The organism is Thauera butanivorans NBRC 103042 (assembly GCF_001591165.1).
Lineage (GTDB): Bacteria > Pseudomonadota > Gammaproteobacteria > Burkholderiales > Rhodocyclaceae > Thauera > Thauera butanivorans.
The window spans coordinates 45,334-61,115 of the sequence record NZ_BCUG01000008.1 but is presented as its reverse complement, the minus strand read 5'-3'; the positions used below and the strand labels follow the sequence as shown (position 1 = coordinate 61,115).

The 15,782-nt window shown below is 62.4% G+C and carries 15 protein-coding genes; 13 read left to right on the top strand and 2 right to left on the bottom strand.

Annotated features, from left to right (window positions below; translation table 11 throughout):
* Nucleotides 1-5: 5 nt before the first annotated feature.
* Complete coding sequence (folE2, locus tag TBU01S_RS04315; RefSeq protein WP_068635408.1) at nt 6-815, bottom strand: GTP cyclohydrolase FolE2; 810 nt, start codon at nt 813-815, stop codon at nt 6-8.
* 169 nt (nt 816-984) lie between these two features.
* Between folE2 and TBU01S_RS04310 the strand changes: the two genes are divergently transcribed.
* The 13 genes from TBU01S_RS04310 to groEL all read left to right on the top strand — a co-directional run bounded on the left by TBU01S_RS04310 (nt 985) and on the right by groEL (nt 14,951).
* Complete coding sequence (locus TBU01S_RS04310; protein ID WP_068635407.1) at nt 985-1,620, top strand: helix-turn-helix transcriptional regulator; 636 nt, start codon at nt 985-987, stop codon at nt 1,618-1,620.
* A 460-nt stretch (nt 1,621-2,080) separates the two neighbouring features.
* Nucleotides 2,081-4,090 (top strand): sigma-54-dependent Fis family transcriptional regulator, encoded by a 2,010-nt coding sequence (locus TBU01S_RS04305; RefSeq protein WP_068635406.1) that lies wholly within the window; start codon nt 2,081-2,083, stop codon nt 4,088-4,090.
* A 130-nt stretch (nt 4,091-4,220) separates the two neighbouring features.
* Nucleotides 4,221-5,747, top strand: coding sequence for an IS21 family transposase (istA, locus tag TBU01S_RS04300; protein WP_068635405.1), 1,527 nt, complete (start codon nt 4,221-4,223; stop codon nt 5,745-5,747).
* Between the two features lie 42 nt (nt 5,748-5,789).
* Nucleotides 5,790-6,578, top strand: a complete 789-nt coding sequence (gene istB, locus TBU01S_RS04295; protein ID WP_068635404.1) for an IS21-like element helper ATPase IstB — start codon at nt 5,790-5,792, stop codon at nt 6,576-6,578.
* Nucleotides 6,579-7,051: 473 nt separating this feature from the next.
* Nucleotides 7,052-8,695 (top strand): aromatic/alkene/methane monooxygenase hydroxylase/oxygenase subunit alpha, encoded by a 1,644-nt coding sequence (locus TBU01S_RS04290; protein ID WP_217999562.1) that lies wholly within the window; start codon nt 7,052-7,054, stop codon nt 8,693-8,695.
* A 117-nt stretch (nt 8,696-8,812) separates the two neighbouring features.
* On the top strand, nt 8,813-9,988 hold the full coding sequence (locus tag TBU01S_RS04285; protein ID WP_068635402.1) for an aromatic/alkene monooxygenase hydroxylase subunit beta: 1,176 nt from the start codon (nt 8,813-8,815) through the stop codon (nt 9,986-9,988).
* A gap of 16 nt (nt 9,989-10,004) precedes the next feature.
* Nucleotides 10,005-10,418 (top strand): MmoB/DmpM family protein, encoded by a 414-nt coding sequence (locus TBU01S_RS04280; protein WP_068635401.1) that lies wholly within the window; start codon nt 10,005-10,007, stop codon nt 10,416-10,418.
* Between the two features lie 14 nt (nt 10,419-10,432).
* The gene (locus TBU01S_RS04275) at nt 10,433-10,939 is read left to right on the top strand and encodes a hypothetical protein (RefSeq protein WP_068635400.1); all 507 of its coding nucleotides are present in this window, start codon (nt 10,433-10,435) and stop codon (nt 10,937-10,939) included.
* A gap of 83 nt (nt 10,940-11,022) precedes the next feature.
* Nucleotides 11,023-11,301 (top strand): DUF4242 domain-containing protein, encoded by a 279-nt coding sequence (locus tag TBU01S_RS04270; RefSeq protein ID WP_068635399.1) that lies wholly within the window; start codon nt 11,023-11,025, stop codon nt 11,299-11,301.
* A gap of 181 nt (nt 11,302-11,482) precedes the next feature.
* Nucleotides 11,483-11,746, top strand: a complete 264-nt coding sequence (locus TBU01S_RS04265) for a hypothetical protein (RefSeq protein WP_068635398.1) — start codon at nt 11,483-11,485, stop codon at nt 11,744-11,746.
* Between the two features lie 58 nt (nt 11,747-11,804).
* On the top strand, nt 11,805-12,899 hold the full coding sequence (locus tag TBU01S_RS04260) for an FAD-binding oxidoreductase (protein ID WP_068635397.1): 1,095 nt from the start codon (nt 11,805-11,807) through the stop codon (nt 12,897-12,899).
* A gap of 47 nt (nt 12,900-12,946) precedes the next feature.
* Nucleotides 12,947-13,234 carry a hypothetical protein gene (locus TBU01S_RS23760; protein ID WP_157659093.1) on the top strand — a complete coding sequence of 96 codons (288 nt, stop codon included), beginning with the start codon at nt 12,947-12,949 and terminating at the stop codon, nt 13,232-13,234.
* A gap of 10 nt (nt 13,235-13,244) precedes the next feature.
* A complete protein-coding gene (gene groEL, locus TBU01S_RS04255; protein WP_169802951.1) occupies nt 13,245-14,951 on the top strand; it encodes a chaperonin GroEL in 1,707 nt (568 codons plus the stop codon).
* A 432-nt stretch (nt 14,952-15,383) separates the two neighbouring features.
* Here the strand turns inward: groEL and TBU01S_RS04250 are convergent, their stop codons facing one another.
* Complete coding sequence (locus tag TBU01S_RS04250) at nt 15,384-15,617, bottom strand: NIPSNAP family protein (RefSeq protein WP_245650847.1); 234 nt, start codon at nt 15,615-15,617, stop codon at nt 15,384-15,386.
* Nucleotides 15,618-15,782 lie beyond the last annotated feature (165 nt).

Genomic DNA, 15,782 nt, shown 5'->3' with positions numbered 1-15,782 from the left:
CACGTTCATCCTCCTGCCTGCACAGGTTTGACAATGCGTGCAAAGGACGAATGGTTGTGGATCGATTCGAAGTTTTCCGCTTCTACCACATAGTCCGCCAAGCGCCGATCCCGGTTGAGCGCCAGGGCCACATCCCGGACCAGATCCTCGACGAATTTCGGATTGTCATAGGCCCGCTCGGTAACGAATTTCTCGTCCGGCCGCTTGAGAAGCCCGTACACCTCGCAGGAGGCGCTCTCTTCGGCGACGGCGATCAATTCCTCGATCAGCATGTCGCCAGCCAGCCTCACCTCGATGCCGATATGGGAGCGCTGGTTGTGGGCGCCGTAGTCGGAGATTCCCTTGGAGCAGGGGCACAGGCTCGTCGCCGGCACCAGGACGCGCAAGGAAAAGGAATACTCCCCGGCATCGGATACCGAGCCCTGCCAGCAGACCTCGTAGTCGAGGAGGCTCCGCACACCCGACACCGGCGCCGTCTTGCTCACGAAATAGGGAAAGCGCATCTCGATCGTGCCCCTCCTCGCCTCCAGCCTGTCCAACATTGCGAGGGCCAGGGCTTTGAACGCCGCCTGATCCAGCGGGCCGGTCTGCTCCTCCATCAGTTCGACGAAGCGGGACATGAGGGTTCCCTTGACGTGCGCCGCCAAACCGACGGTGAGCGACAGGGTGGCAACGGTCGCCAGCCGCTCGGCGCCCGACCGGATGGTGGCAGGGTATCTGAGGCCCTTGACCCCGACCGCATGTATGGGTAGGTCACGGCCATCCAGTTGCGACTGGACGTCCGGCATCAGAGTTGCTCTGTCAGGGGCATTCATCTCGGTCCTTCCTCGGGAATGGGGTCGAACAAAACGGAGAACTGGCCGCACTAGAGTAAAGTAGATAAAATCCTTTCTCAATGGTTTTATGTATAAAGCCCCAGAGCCACCGACCGTGTCGATGCGGAGCGCGTCAGGAGGCGAGTCCAGGACAGTCGGAGAGCGTGACATGCTTGCCATATTGGGAACGCGCCAGCGGGAGTTGCTGAAGCTCCTCCTGAGGAGCAAGGGCGGTTTGACGGTGGTCGAGCTCTCGGCGCGGCTGGGCATCTCCAGCAACGCGGTTCGCCAGCATCTTGCCGCCCTGGAGAACGAGGGGCTGGTCGCCCACGGCGAGTCCCGTCCTTCCGGCGGGCGGCCGGAGCAACTCTACGTGCTCACTGCGGCGGGCAAGGAGCTTTTTCCCCGTCAGTATTCCTGGTTCGCCCAGTTGGTGGTCGAGTCCATGAAGCAGGAAGCCGGCGCCGAGGCGACGCGGGAACGCCTCGCGGCCATGGGATCGGGCATTGCCCGCTTGTTGCTCCGTCAGCATGGCGGGCTCGAAGGCCGGCGGCAGCGCGTGGCCAAGCTCGCCGAACTCATGGAGGCGCTGGGTTACGAGATCGGCAGCGTCGATGCCGAAGGCAAAGAGCCGGTGATTGAGGCCAACAACTGCGTTTTCCACAAGCTCGCCATGGACGACCCGGATATCTGCGAGTTCGACCTGGCCCTGCTGTCCACGTTTACGGACAGCAAGGTCGACCATCAGGAGTGCATCGCCAAGGGCGGCAATGTCTGTCGTTTCCGGTTCTCGCGAAAACGCTAATACATCCGGTAATGAACGTGCGCTACCACACTTTGATGGCTCACCCCACAGACACGCTGCGTGGCAGACCGTGCACCAGGGCGTCGTGCCGGCGCACTGCAACTGGATTATGATATCGCCATCGACCGCCGCCGACGGCAACGCCCGGTAGACGAACGTGTACGCCGCCGGCGACGGCATGAACGCCAAGCATCGTCCTCAATCAGGTACGAGATCCGGAGAACCTGAGTGCGGAGCGACGTTCTATTTTCGTATTCAGTAACAATTTGTCGAGAATCGGTCTGATCCGCGGCTTCACGCACCTGCCCGAGGGGCTTGCGCGGACCTTGAGGTGACCTTGAGCGGGCAGATACCACCAAAATTTCCCACGTGCTATTATGGTTTTGCTAAAGCTCTCGACAGCGAGGAGAGACTCGCGAAGATAAGCAATTCGCCCGACAGAGGTGAATGAGGAGACGGTATGTCCAAGATGCAAGAGTTCGCGCGGCTGGAGACAGTCGCGTCGATGCGCAGAGCGGTCTGGGACGGCAACGAGTGTCAGCCGGGGAAAGTGGCTGATGTCGTTTTGCGCTCGTGGACCCGGTGTCGTGCTGAAGGTGTCGTTCCCAATGCCCGCCAGGAGTTCGACCCGATCCCGCGAACGGCGCTTGACGAAACGGTTGAGGCCAAGCGGGCGCTGATCCTTGCTGCCGAGCCGGTCGTCGACGCGTTGATGGAGCAGATGAACGACGCCCCCAGGATGATCATCCTGAACGACGAACGGGGCGTCGTGCTGCTGAACCAGGGAAACGACACCCTCCTTGAAGACGCCCGCCGCCGGGCCGTGCGGGTGGGCGTCTGCTGGGACGAACACGCCCGAGGCACCAATGCCATGGGAACCGCGCTCGCGGAGAGGAGGCCCGTAGCGATCCACGGCGCAGAGCACTACCTCGAGTCGAATACGATTTTCACCTGCACCGCGGCGCCGATCTACGATCCGTTCGGCGAGTTCACCGGAATTCTGGATATCAGCGGATATGCGGGGGACATGGGCCCGGTTCCGATTCCCTTTGTTCAGATGGCGGTGCAATTCATCGAGAATCAGTTGTTCCGCCAGACCTTTGCCGATTGCATTCTGCTGCACTTTCATGTGCGCCCCGACTTCGTCGGAACGATGCGCGAAGGGATAGCCGTGCTGTCGCGCGAGGGAACCATCGTCTCGATGAACCGTGCTGGGCTCAAGATCGCAGGGCTCAACCTGGAGGCCGTCGCCGATCACCGTTTCGATTCCGTCTTCGACTTGAATTTCGGGGCCTTTCTCGACCACGTGCGGCAGTCCGCCTTCGGTCTCGTCCGCGTCTCGCTCTACGGCGGCGTTCAGGTCTACGCCCGAGTGGAACCGGGCCTGCGTGTTCCGCCACGTCCGGCCGCCCACGCCCGCCCTCCTCGGCCGGCACCGCGGCCTCTGGATTCGCTGGACACGGGCGACGCAGCAGTCCGCCTCGCGATTGACCGCGCCCGCCGCGCGATCGGCCGCAACCTCAGCATCCTCATCCAGGGCGAGACGGGTGCCGGCAAGGAAGTGTTCGCCAAGCATCTGCATGCCGAGAGCCCGAGAAGCAAGGGGCCGTTCGTTGCCGTCAATTGCGCCGCCATACCCGAGGGTTTGATCGAGTCCGAGCTTTTCGGATACGAAGAAGGGGCCTTCACTGGCGGACGGCGCAAAGGCAACATCGGCAAGGTCGCCCAGGCCCACGGCGGCACGTTGTTCCTCGACGAGATCGGAGACATGGCGCCGGGGCTGCAGACCAGACTGCTGCGGGTTCTACAGGACCGGGCAGTGATGCCCCTCGGCGGTCGCGAACCTATGCCGGTCGACATTGCGCTGGTATGCGCGACGCACCGCAATTTGCGCAGCCTGATAGCGCAGGGCCAGTTCCGCGAAGACCTCTACTACCGCCTGAACGGGCTGGCGATCTCGCTGCCACCCCTGCGTCAACGTAGCGACCTTGCCGCCCTGGTTAACCATATCCTCTTTCAGTGTTGCGGGGGCGAGCCGCACTACAGCGTGAGCCCAGAAGTGATGACGCTCTTCAAGCGGCATGCGTGGCCCGGCAACCTACGCCAACTACATAACGTTCTCGATGCAGCGCTTGCCATGCTCGACGACGGCCATGTCATTGAGCCCCATCACCTCCCCGAAGACTTCGTCATGGAGGTCGATTCGGGCCTCCGACCGATCGAGGAAGACGGTTCGACGGCGGCGCATCGCGCGCGACAGCCGGCGTCGGGAAGCGGTCCTGCCAAAAAGTTGCAAGATCTCGCGTTGGATGCCATCGAGCAGGCGATCGAGCAAAACGAGGGAAATATATCGGTCGCCGCACGGCAGTTGGGGGTCAGCCGGACCACGATCTACCGCAAGCTGAGGCAACTTTCACCAACCGGTTGTCACCGACCGGCACATTGGAGCCAGTCGCGGATCGGCACATAGAGGCCAGCGCCGGATCGGCGTAATGGAGCCACTTCCCCTCTGACGGACGTCTCGACCTTGACCGGTCCATCGCTACCCTGCTGCCTTTTTGTTCGGCAGGAGGTAGGCGGTGGCCCGCAGGAGCATCGAGATGTACGAGTACCGCCAGGCCCTGATGCGCATGCGCCAGGGCGATTCCGAGCGCGAGATCGCGCGCTCGAAACTGATGGGGCGCAGCAAGGCGGCCCGATTCCGCGAGCTGGCTCGCGGCCAGGGTTGGCTCGATCCCGAGCGGCCCTTGCCCGAGGACGCCGAGATCGCCGCCGCGCTCGGGCCGCCGAAGTTGCCGGTGACGGCCCAGTCCTCGATAGCCGCGTACCGGCCGCTGGTCGAGCAGTGGCTCGGGCAGGGCGTCTCCGGCGTGGTGATCCACACCACGCTCAAGCGCGAGCACGGGTTCAGCGGGCACTACTCCAGCGTGCGCCGGCTGATCGCGCAGATCGGCCGCGAGCAGCCGCCTGAGGCCACGGTGCGGCTCACCTTCGCGCCGGGCGAGGCCGCGCAGGTGGACTTCGGCGCGGGTCCCCATCTGGTCGACCCCGCCACGGGCGAGATCCGCCGCACGTGGGCGTTCGTGATGACGTTGTGCTTTTCGCGTCACCAGTACGTGGAGTTCGTCTGGGACCAGAGCGTGCGCACCTGGCTCGGCTGCCACCGTCGCGCCTTCGAGTGGTTCGGCGCCGTGCCCGCCCGGCTCATCATCGATAACGCCAAGTGCGCGATCACCCGCGCGTGCATGCACGACCCGCAGGTGCAGCGCGCCTACGCCGAGTGCGCCGAGGGCTACGGCTTCCGGATCGACGCCTGCCCGCCGCACGACCCGCAGAAGAAGGGCATCGTCGAGGCCGGTGTCAAATACGTGAAGGGCAACTTCCTGCCCACGCGCAGTTTCCGCGATCTGGCCGATCTCAACGCGCAGGCGCGCGAGTGGGTGTTGAAGGAGGCCGGGCTGCGCATCCACGGCACCACCCGCGTGCGCCCGCTCGACACCTTTGCGGTCGAGCGCAGCACCTTACTGCCGCTCCCCGAGGTGCCGCCGGATCTGGGCACCTGGCATTCGGTGACGGTGCATCGCGACTGCCACGTCAGCTTCGAGCGTGCGCTGTACTCGGTGCCGTTCGCGCTGGTGGGCAAGGCGCTGTGGCTGCGGGCCACCGACGCCGTGGTCACGGTCTATCACGACTTCAAGCCCGTCGCCACGCATGCCCGCGCGCGGCGTCCCGGCGAGCGGCGCACCGTCTCCGACCATCTGCCGCCGGCCGCCCAGCGCTTCTTCGCGCACGACCGCAGCTGGTGTCTGCAGCAGGCCCGCGAGATCGGAGACGCCTGCGCGCAGCTGATCGGGCAACTGCTCTCGGACCGCATCAGCGAGCGCCTGCGCGCCGCCCAGGGCGTTCTCGCGCTCAAGGACCCGTACGGCGCGGCACGCCTCGAGGCCGCGTGCGAGCGGGCCATCGCCCACGACAGCCCGCACTACCGCACCGTCAAGACCATCCTCGCCGGCGGTCACGACCTCGCGCCGGTGAGCACGATCACCCCCGAGCCCTATGCCGGCCGTGCCCGCTTCGCGCGCGCCACCGCGTCGCTGTTCGAAGACGACGGCCCCACGTTTCACTGACCCGGGCGCAGCGCGCGCCCACTTCACCCAAGGAGCCTCACCATGAACCCTGCCACCGAACTGGCACCGCAGCTCAAGCAGTTGCGCCTCTCCGGCATCCTCGATTCGCTCGACGCCCGCAACCGCCAGGCCATCGACGCCAAGCTCGCCTACACGGAATTCCTCGCCCTGCTGATCCAGGACGAGATCGCCCGCCGCGAGCAGAAGAAATTCGGCACCCGGCTGCGCCGCGCGGCCTTCCGCGCCAGCAAGACGCTCGAAGGCTTCGAGTTCGACCGCCTGCCCTCGACCAACCGCGCCCTGGTCCATGACCTCGCGACCGGGCGCTACATCGACGAGCGCGCCCCGGTGCTGATCGTCGGTCCTTGCGGCACCGGGAAAAGCCATCTGGCGCAAGCGCTCGGCCACTGCGCCGTGCGTCAGGGGCACGACGTCATCTTCGCCTCCTGCGCGCAACTGCTCGCCAGCCTGAACGCCGCCCGCGCGGTCGGCACCTATGAGCGAAAGCTGCAGCAACTGGCGCGCGTGCCGGTGCTCATCATCGACGACTTCGGCCTCAAACCCCTTCGCGCCCCCGCCGACGAGGATCTGCACGACCTCATCGCCGAGCGCTACGAGCGCACCGCCACCATCGTCACCAGCAACCTCGACTTCACCGAGTGGGACCAGGCCTTCCCCGGCAACCGGCTGCTGGCCTCGGCCACCGTCGACCGGCTGCGTCACAACGCCTATTGCCTCACGCTCGACGGGGCCTCTTACCGTGCGCCCCGACAGGGTCCGAATCGGGCGAAAAACGCCCTTGCCAGCACCCCGAAAAACATCGATTCTTGACCCCCCAACGACGTCCGTCAGAGCCCGGTTCGAGTGGCTTCTATATGCCGATCATCGGTGGCTCTATTGTGGCGGTCAGTGACACCGGTCGCCTTCACCCCCACAGATAGTAGGTGCTGCGGCTGCTCATGCTCCTGTCGCGGTAGCGCGCTGTTACGCGACCGCCCCCGGACCTCGGCGGACAGCGCGGAAGATTGGAAACAGCCCGAGCGTGCGTGCCTCGGGCTGCATCCTTGCCACACCCAACCGGATTCGTCGGACCGCTCGACATTCGCGTTCGCTCCCGCGGCGCCGCGGGTGTACCGTTGCGTTACAGATGTACCCTTCTTTAACGTGTAACACACGCCTGGAGCGGCCAAGAGCCCCGCACCTTGCGGCGCGTCTTCCCCAGGGGCCCACCGGTTGCGGCCTTTTGCTGCGACCGTCCATGCTGGCACGACACTTGCTGAAAGCGTTAGAGCGGAATCGGTCCGATGGAGCATTCGAAGCCGCTACCGACAGCAGAACACACAAAGGAGGAAGTGATGTCAGCAAATATGGCAGTCAAACAGGCCTTGAAGGCCAATCCGGTCCCGAGTTCCGTGGATCCTCAGGAAGTCCACAAATGGCTTCAGGATTTCACTTGGGATTTCAAGGGCAAGACCGCGAAGTATCCGACCAAGTATGAGATGGACGTCAATACGCGCGAGCAGTTCAAGCTGACTGCCAAGGAGTACGCGCGCATGGAGTCGATCAAGGAAGAGCGCCAGTACGGCACCCTGCTCGATGGTCTCGACCGTCTGGATGCGGGCAACAAGGTGCATCCGAAATGGGGCGAGGTGATGAAGCTGGTCTCCAACTTCCTCGAGACCGGCGAATACGGCGCAATCGCCGGTTCTGCTCTGCTGTGGGACACGGCCCAGTCACCGGAGCAGCGCAACGGTTACCTCGCTCAGGTGATCGACGAAATCCGCCATGTGAACCAGACCGCGTACGTGAATTACTACTACGGCAAGCACTACTACGACCCCGCCGGCCACACCAACATGCGCCAGCTTCGGGCGATCAACCCCCTGTACCCCGGTGTCAAGCGCGCCTTCGGGGAGGGCTTTCTCGCGGGCGATGCCGTCGAGTCCTCCATCAACCTCCAATTGGTCGGCGAAGCCTGCTTCACCAATCCGCTCATCGTTTCGCTTACCGAATGGGCGGCCGCGAACGGCGATGAAATCACGCCGACCGTGTTCCTGTCGATCGAAACCGATGAACTGCGCCATATGGCCAACGGCTATCAGACCATCGTGTCGATCATGAACAATCCGGAGACGATGAAGTACCTGCAAACGGACCTCGATAACGCATTCTGGACGCAGCACAAGTTCCTGACCCCCTTCGTCGGGGTGGCGCTCGAATATGGTTCCAAGTACAAGGTCGAGCCGTGGGCCAAGTCCTGGAACCGGTGGGTGTACGAAGACTGGGCTGGCATCTGGCTGGGCCGACTGCAGCAGTTCGGCGTCAAAACGCCAAAGTGCCTGCCCGACGCCAAGAAAGACGCCGTTTGGGCACACCACGATCTCGCGCTGCTGGCCCTTGCCCTGTGGCCGCTGACCGGCATCCGCATGGAACTCCCGGATAGCCTGGCGATGGAGTGGTTCGAGGCTAATTACCCCGGTTGGTACAACCATTACGGCAAGATCTACGAGGAGTGGCGCGCTGCCGGCTTCGAGGATCCGAAGAGCGGCTTCTGTGGTGCGCTCTGGCTGATGGAGCGTGGTCACGGCATTTTCGTCGACCATGCCTCGGGTTTGCCGTTCTGCCCCAGCCTCGCCAAAAGCTCTATCAAGCCGCGGTTCACTGAATACAACGGCAAGCGCTACGCCTTCGCCGAGCCGTATGGCGAGCGCCAGTGGCTGCTCGAGCCCGAGCGCTACGAGTTCCAGAACTTCTTCGAGCAGTTCGAAGGCTGGGAACTCTCCGATCTCGTCAAGGCGGCAGGCGGCGTGCGCAGCGATGGCAAAACGCTGATCGCGCAGCCGCATCTTCGCGACACCGACATGTGGACGCTTGACGATCTGAAGCGGATCAACCTGACGATCCCCGACCCGATGAAGATCCTCAACTGGCAACCCGTCGCCCAGTGAGGGTTGGGCCGGCGCACGCCGCCAGGCGAGAGATGCGCCGGCGGGGAAGACTTGCCGCCCGCCTACGAGCGGGCGGACGTGCCAACGAACGAACAGCACTATATGGAGTAGATAAATATGTCAACAAACATCTTTACGCGCGGGATGGTAGACCCGGAGCGCCAAGCCTGCATTCAGGAGGTCGTACCCAAGGCGCCGCTGGAAACCAAGCGTGACCATATTCCTTTCGCCAAACGCGGCTGGCGCCGACTCACCGAGTATGAAGCGGTGATGTTGCATGCGCAGAATTCACTGGACGCCGTCCCGGGCAGCCAGGAGGTGGGTGAAGTCGTACAGAAGTGGCCGGGTGGCAGGCCGAACTACGGCGTCGAGTCGACCGCGGCCCTCTCCAGCAACTGGTTCCATTTCCGCGACCCGTCGAAGCGCTGGTTCATGCCCTACGTGAAGCAGAAGAACGAGGAAGGGCAGACAGCCGAACGCGCGATGAAGAGTTGGGCCGAGGGCGGCGACGCGGAAATGATGAACGCCGCGTGGCGGGAGCACATCCTGGCCCGGCACTACGGCGCGTTCGTCTATAACGAGTACGGTCTGTTCAGCGCCCATTCAACAACAGTTTACGGTGGCCTTTCTGATCTGATCAAAACCTGGATTGCCGAGGCCGCGTTCGACAAGAACGACGCCGGTCAGATGATCCAGATGCAGCGCGTGCTGTTGAGCAAGGTGTTCCCTGGCTTCGACGCCGACCTGGCCGAAGCCAAGCAGGCATGGACTGAGGACAAGTCATGGAAACCCGCCCGCGAGTTCGTCGAGCACATCTGGGCCGAGACCTACGACTGGGTCGAGCAGCTTTGGGCGATCCACGCCGTCTACGACCATATTTTCGGGCAATTTGTCCGGCGCGAATTCTTCCAGCGGCTCGGCGGCATCCATGGAGACACGCTGACGCCCTTCATTCAGAACCAGGCGCTGACGTATCACCTGCAAGCCCGCGACGGCGTAACGGCACTGTGCTTCAAATTTCTGATCGAAGACGAGCCGGTATACGCCCAACACAACAGGCGCTACCTGCGGGCATGGACAGGGCGCTATCTCCCGCAAGTGGGCCGCGCATTGAAGGCCTTCCTGGCAATCTACAAGGAGGTTCCGGTAAAGATCGATGGGGTGACTTGCCGGGAGGGCGTGCGCGCCAGTGTCGAACGCGTGGTGGACGACTGGGCGGCGCGGTTCGCTGAACCGATCAACTTCAAGTTCAACCGCGCGGCGTTCATCGACGATGTGCTGAGTGGCTACTAATTCAGGGGCAGACCGAATGTCAAACGTAAATGCATACCACGCTGGCACCAATGGTAAAGAAGGCCAGGACTTCATCGATGACTTTTTGAGCGAAGAGAACAGTGCTCTACCCACGAGCGAAGCCGTGGTTCTGGCCCTGATGAAGACCGAAGAGATCGACGCGGTCGTCGACGAGATGATCAAGCCGCAGATGGAGGACAACCCGACCATCGCCGTCGAGGACCGCGGTGGATACTGGTGGATCAAGGCCAACGGAAAGATCGTCATCGATTGTGACGAAGCCACCGAACTGCTGGGCAAGAAGTATACGGTGTACGATTTGCTGGTCAACGTCAGCACCACCGTTGGGCGGGCGATGACCCTCGGCAATCAGTTCATCATCACCAACGAGCTCCTTGGTCTCGAAACCAAGGTCGAAAGCGTTTACTGAGGAGGATAGACGACATGTCGAAACAGGTTTGGTACAACACACCGGTGCGCGACGAGTGGATCGAGAAGATCACTGCGATCAGGACAGCGCGCGAAGGCACCGACATGCTCGCCCGCTTCCGCGCGGAGCATACGGGGCCGGATCGCACGACGTACGATCTCAAGAAGGAATACAATTGGATCGAGTCGCGCATCGAGATGCGGGTCAGCCAGCTTCATGCCGAGGCCACGGCCTCGGACGAAGACCTCCTCACCAAGACGATCGACGGCCGCTGCGCAAAGGAAGTCGCAGCGGAGTGGCTGAAAAAGGCTGCGGACATCGACTGTCACTACGAGATGGAGCGGCTTTGTGTCGCCTTCCGCAAGGCGTGCAAACCGCCGATGATGCCCATCAACTTCTTCGCGCCGGCAGAGAAGGAGTTGGTGGCGAAGCTCATGAAGCTGAGGGCGCCCACGTATCTGACTACCTCCCTCGACGAGTTGCGCGAGGCACGGGGTGTAACGATGATTTCCGTGCAGTAAGCGGCCGGACGTTCTGAGCCGGATCCTCCCCGACAACGGGGAGGACTGGTCAAAATAGCCATCAAGACTGAAAGGAGCAGGGAATGCCGAAATACATCATCGAACGTTCGATTCCGGGGGCAGGGAAGCTGACGGAGCGGGACCTCGCGTCGGTGTCGCAGAAATCCTGTGGAATCCTCCGCTCCATGGGGCCACAAATCCAATGGGTCAAAAGCTACGTCACCGACGACAAGCTCTACTGCATCTATATCGCTCCCGATGAGGCCTCCATCCGCGAGCATGCAAGATCGGGAGACTTTCCCGCCGACAAGGTGTCCCGCATACATCGGATGATCGACCCGACTTGCGCGGAATCGGCATAATCGAGCCGTCCTCGGAGGACCACGACTTCCCGAGGGCCTCCGGACGATGGATCGCGGCGGACGGAAACCTGCGTGGCCGCGGACGCGGGGTGGCCACAAGATCGTAACGTAAAGTACTCTAATCCGAGAGCGCGGTCGCTTTCACCCGATCGAGGTGGAAGTGACTGGGCGAGGGGGAGATATGAAAGAAGCGCCGGCAATACCCGATCTGCCCGGTTTGCCCGAGACTGTCGGCGAACCGACGCTGGTCCTGGAAGAAGATGGCTTCCGGGTTTTCGCCACAGAGCTGACGATCATGTGGCGATGGGACATCTACAACGGCGATGCGCACGTTCATACCGGATGCGCCCAGCACCCGGAGAGCTGCGTCGTCGCGGCGAGATCCAAAATTCGATTCTTACGGCGCCCCACTGTGGCCATGCTACTGGGCGGTGAAGGTCAATGAGAGGGGGTTCGAGACGCCAACTGATGGACGCGACACCCTAGTAGGAGACTGAAGGTATATGCTGATGCAACAATATAAAATAGTCGCCCGCTTCGAAGACGGCGTGACATACGAGTACGATTGCGGCGAGGACGAAAACCTGCTCGCCGCGGCGTTGCGCCAGAACGTCCGTTTGCTGTGTCAATGCAGAAAGGCGTTTTGCGGCAGTTGCAAGGCCTTGTGCAGCGAGGGCGACTATGAACTGGGCGATCATATCAACGTTCAGGTCTTGCCGCCTGACGAAGAAGAGGACGGGGTGGTGGTCACCTGCGATACCTTCCCACGCAGCGATCTGGTCCTTGAGTTTCCGTATACCAGCGACCGTCTCGGTACCGTTACGGCTACCGAGGCGAAGACGAGCGTCGTCAGCGTGGAGAGACTCTCTAGCACCGTTTACCGTCTGGTGCTGCAGGCACTCGACGCCGAAGGAATGCCTGCACGGTTCGACTTCGTTCCCGGGCAGTATGTCGAAATCAGTACAGCCGATTCGCTCGAGACCAGGGCGTTTTCGCTGGCGAACCTTCCAAACGACGCCGGATTGCTCGAGTTCTTGATCCGACTCGTCCCCGGCGGATACTATGCGGCCTATCTGGAGCAACGCGCAGCGGCAGGGCAGACGATCAACGTGAAGGGACCGTTCGGCGAGTTCGTGCTGCGTGAACACGAGTTGGTGGAGGACTTCACGCTGCCAGCGGACAGCCCAGCGAGAGGTGGGACGATTGCGTTCCTGGCGGGTAGCACGGGGCTGGCGCCTCTCGCGAGCATGCTGCGCGAGCTCGGGCGGCGAGGATTCAACGGCGAGTGTCACCTCTTCTTCGGCATGCAGGACACCGCAACGATGTTCTACGAGAAGGAACTCCGGGACATCAAGCGAACGCTTCCGGGGCTCACGCTGCATCTCGCCCTGATGGTCCCTTCTGCCGAATGGGAAGGCTACCGTGGTAACGCCGTAGCTGCGTTCAAAGAACATTTCGCCGCCAGTAGCCAGATACCCGAGAACGTTTACCTGTGCGGGCCCGGACCGATGATCGCGGCCGCGCTCGGCGCTTGTCGCGAGCTTGGAATTCCCGACAATAGAGTTCACAGGGAAGAATTCGTAGCGAGCGGCGGTTGAACGGCGCTTGAAGAAACCGGGGCGCGACGGGCAGCGTTTACGAGACCATGAGTCAAGAAGAAAGAGATTTTCTGGCCGGTGCAGCGGCAACACTCGGCGAGAGCGTCGGACAACTGGAGCGCCTTGCCCAAGAATTAAGTGAAAAGCTGGGCGATGAGCGTGTCAACATTGTTCGGGGTTTGCTCGAACAGGTTTATGACCGCGACGACGAAGCGGAAGTGCGTGCATCCCTCTGCTATACGGAGAGAAAGCTGTTGTGGGCGTGGGTCCGTTTGAAGAGACTGAAGGGACTCAGGCTCAGTATTGGTCGTGGTTCGATGAGAAACATTATATGAGAAGCAGAACGTGATCAGTTTAAATTGCAAGAAGACAACCACAGGGTTAACTGCGCACTTGGCCCTGGTCCGCGGAATGAAGGCGTTGGCGGAATTGGTTGGAACAACGCTGGGGCCCCAGGGCCGCCACGTCATGCTTGCGCATCGGGCCGGATTGGCTCCGCACGTCAGCAAGGACGGCGTCGAGGTCGCACGTCACCTGTCGTTGCCGGACAGCGAGGAAGAACTTGGTGTCCGGTTGCTGCGCAACGCAGCCGTCGCAGTGTCCGAGTCCTTTGGCGACGGCACCTCCACTGCAACCGTTTTTACGGCGGATCTGGCCGTGCGGGCGCTCAAACTGATCGGTGCCGGGGCGGATACCCTGGAGGTCCGTCGAGGTCTGGGTTTGGCTGCCTATGCCGCGTTGGTCGCCCTGAACGACATGGCCCGGCGCGCCGACCGGGGAATGCTCACCGCCGTTGCCCAAACCGCTGCCAACGGCGACCGTCGCGTGGCGGATCTCCTCGTGGAGGCCTTCGAAAGGGTCGGGGCTGAAGGCACGATCGAAGTAGAAATGGGTAATTCGGTCGAGGACGTCCTTGAAGTCGCGCAGGGCAGTTATTTCGACACGGTGCCGCTCGTCACGGCCTTGTTGCCGCCAACAGGGCAGGTCGAGTTCGCCCGGCCACTTATCCTTTTCCATTGCGACGCGATCGAGACGGCGGACGAGATTCTTCCGGCGCTGGAGCTAGCTCGCAGTTCACGGAGACCCTTGCTGATTCTGGCCGACTCGGTGGGTATCGACGTCGAGACGCTGCTCGTCCGGAATCAAAATGAAGGCACCTTGGCTGTTGCGGTCGTCAGGGCGCCAATGTATGGCGATACGCGTCGCGAGGCCCTGCTTGACCTGACGAGCAAATTCGGGGGGACGGCGTTTGGAAGGGAGGGATTCGTCGAATTCGCACTCAGGTCTTTGGGATCACTGTCGGAAGGTGACTTGGGGCAGGCGGACGAAGCAATCCTAGAGGCGGATGGTGTGACTCTGAGAGGCGCCGGAAACAATCCGTCTGCATTGGAAGACCGAATCGCGCTGGTGCGTGCTGAACTCGATCGCGGCGACGTTTCCGTGGGCGACTCCCCATCGGCAAAGCTCGACTACATCGAGAAGCGAAAGGAGCGGCTGAAGTTGCTGGCTGCAGGTAGCGCCAAGCTGCATATCGGGGGGCCGACGGACGTTGAGATCAAGACGCGTTTGCCGCTCGCCGAGAACGCTCATCGGGCGCTCTTGGCGGCCGCGAAGTCGGGAGTGCTGCCCGGGGGCGGCGTCGCAATGATTCGTGCGGCTGAAAAGGTGCAGCAAGAGATGGGGCGACTTGAAGGCGACGTTGCTTCTGGGGCATCCATTTTCCTGCAGTCGCTTGACACACCCATCCGGTGGATTGCACGAAATGCGGGGCTGCGCCCGGATGAAGTGCTCGCTCGAACCCTGGCGAACGAGTCGGACTTTTACGGACTCAACGCCATGACTGGCCGATATGGCGACTTGGCTGAAGACGGGGTTCTCGACGCCCTCGATATGGTCACCGACGTGATACGCGTCGCAGTCAGCGTCGTCGGGTCGATGTTGGGCGTCGGCGCCCTGGTGACTCGCGCATCGCCCAAGCCCGCGCCAGAGCGCTTCAAGGGCACGGAGCGGGTACACGACAAGTTGATGCGCGAGGGCGGGTTCGATGAATGAACTGGGCGCCGCCAGAGGGCACGACCTCCGCGTGCTCGGCACATCTGGAACATCCTCGCACTAGGTCGACGCCGCCAGAGGGGTGACCGGCAGGCTGATGACGGATGCTCGCCCCGTTCATCAGACGGCCGGAGGCAGATTCGGGCAGAGCGGATCGGTCTTCGCCATCGTGCCCCCGCGCAACGGACGCACTGCCGGCCAGGAAGCAATATCGGCTCGGCTGCGTTGCCTTGCACTCCATCCAGTTCGAAAAGCGCTCCTCAAAAAGTCGTAGCGCAGTCGAAGGTCGTTGCCTGGTGCGCCACCGCCCCGGCGGCAGCGCACGCATGACGAGTCGTCCGGGGACGACCGGCTAGCCGGTCAACTTGGCCGCCAGCACGTCGACCGGCCCGATTTGCGGCGGTTGCGCCAGCAACTCCGGCGCTTTGACCATCAACGCCGCCGCGATTGGGCCGGCCGGTGAGCTTGTCGGCCCGCGTCGTCGGCAAAGGCGTCGAAAATGCCAAAAATGGAGGGGCCCAGGCGCGAGGCGAACCATACCGGCGTCGCTTCCTCCTCGTTCGCGAGCGCGAGTGCGTTTTCCTTTTCCAGGAAGCTCGCAACGGTAGACTCTTCGCCCGGCTTGGCTTCCAAGCGGACTAGTAACGCAACCTTGGTTATAGTCATGATGTTCCAGCCTCTTCCGTCATTGAAGGAGTACTGACTCTAAACGAATCACGGCTCGGGACCGAGTGGCGAGACCGCCGATTATGGTATCGTTTTCGCCATGAAAATCTTTGTGCTCGCAATGGATGGCCAGGGCTCCCGCAGCTACCCGCATGTCGTTGACAC

Bases quoted from the DNA above. Each gene is read 5' to 3' on its own strand.
- folE2 (WP_068635408.1), bottom strand. From the start codon at position 815: ATGAATGCCCCTGACAGAGCAACTCTGATGCCGGACGTCCAGTCGCAA.
- TBU01S_RS04310 (WP_068635407.1), top strand. From the start codon at position 985: ATGCTTGCCATATTGGGAACGCGCCAGCGGGAGTTGCTGAAGCTCCTC.
- TBU01S_RS04305 (WP_068635406.1), top strand. From the start codon at position 2,081: ATGTCCAAGATGCAAGAGTTCGCGCGGCTGGAGACAGTCGCGTCGATG.
- istA (WP_068635405.1), top strand. From the start codon at position 4,221: ATGTACGAGTACCGCCAGGCCCTGATGCGCATGCGCCAGGGCGATTCC.
- istB (WP_068635404.1), top strand. From the start codon at position 5,790: ATGAACCCTGCCACCGAACTGGCACCGCAGCTCAAGCAGTTGCGCCTC.
- TBU01S_RS04290 (WP_217999562.1), top strand. From the start codon at position 7,052: ATGGAGCATTCGAAGCCGCTACCGACAGCAGAACACACAAAGGAGGAA.
- TBU01S_RS04285 (WP_068635402.1), top strand. From the start codon at position 8,813: ATGTCAACAAACATCTTTACGCGCGGGATGGTAGACCCGGAGCGCCAA.
- TBU01S_RS04280 (WP_068635401.1), top strand. From the start codon at position 10,005: ATGTCAAACGTAAATGCATACCACGCTGGCACCAATGGTAAAGAAGGC.
- TBU01S_RS04275 (WP_068635400.1), top strand. From the start codon at position 10,433: ATGTCGAAACAGGTTTGGTACAACACACCGGTGCGCGACGAGTGGATC.
- TBU01S_RS04270 (WP_068635399.1), top strand. From the start codon at position 11,023: ATGCCGAAATACATCATCGAACGTTCGATTCCGGGGGCAGGGAAGCTG.
- TBU01S_RS04265 (WP_068635398.1), top strand. From the start codon at position 11,483: ATGAAAGAAGCGCCGGCAATACCCGATCTGCCCGGTTTGCCCGAGACT.
- TBU01S_RS04260 (WP_068635397.1), top strand. From the start codon at position 11,805: ATGCTGATGCAACAATATAAAATAGTCGCCCGCTTCGAAGACGGCGTG.
- TBU01S_RS23760 (WP_157659093.1), top strand. From the start codon at position 12,947: ATGAGTCAAGAAGAAAGAGATTTTCTGGCCGGTGCAGCGGCAACACTC.
- TBU01S_RS04250 (WP_245650847.1), bottom strand. From the start codon at position 15,617: ATGACTATAACCAAGGTTGCGTTACTAGTCCGCTTGGAAGCCAAGCCG.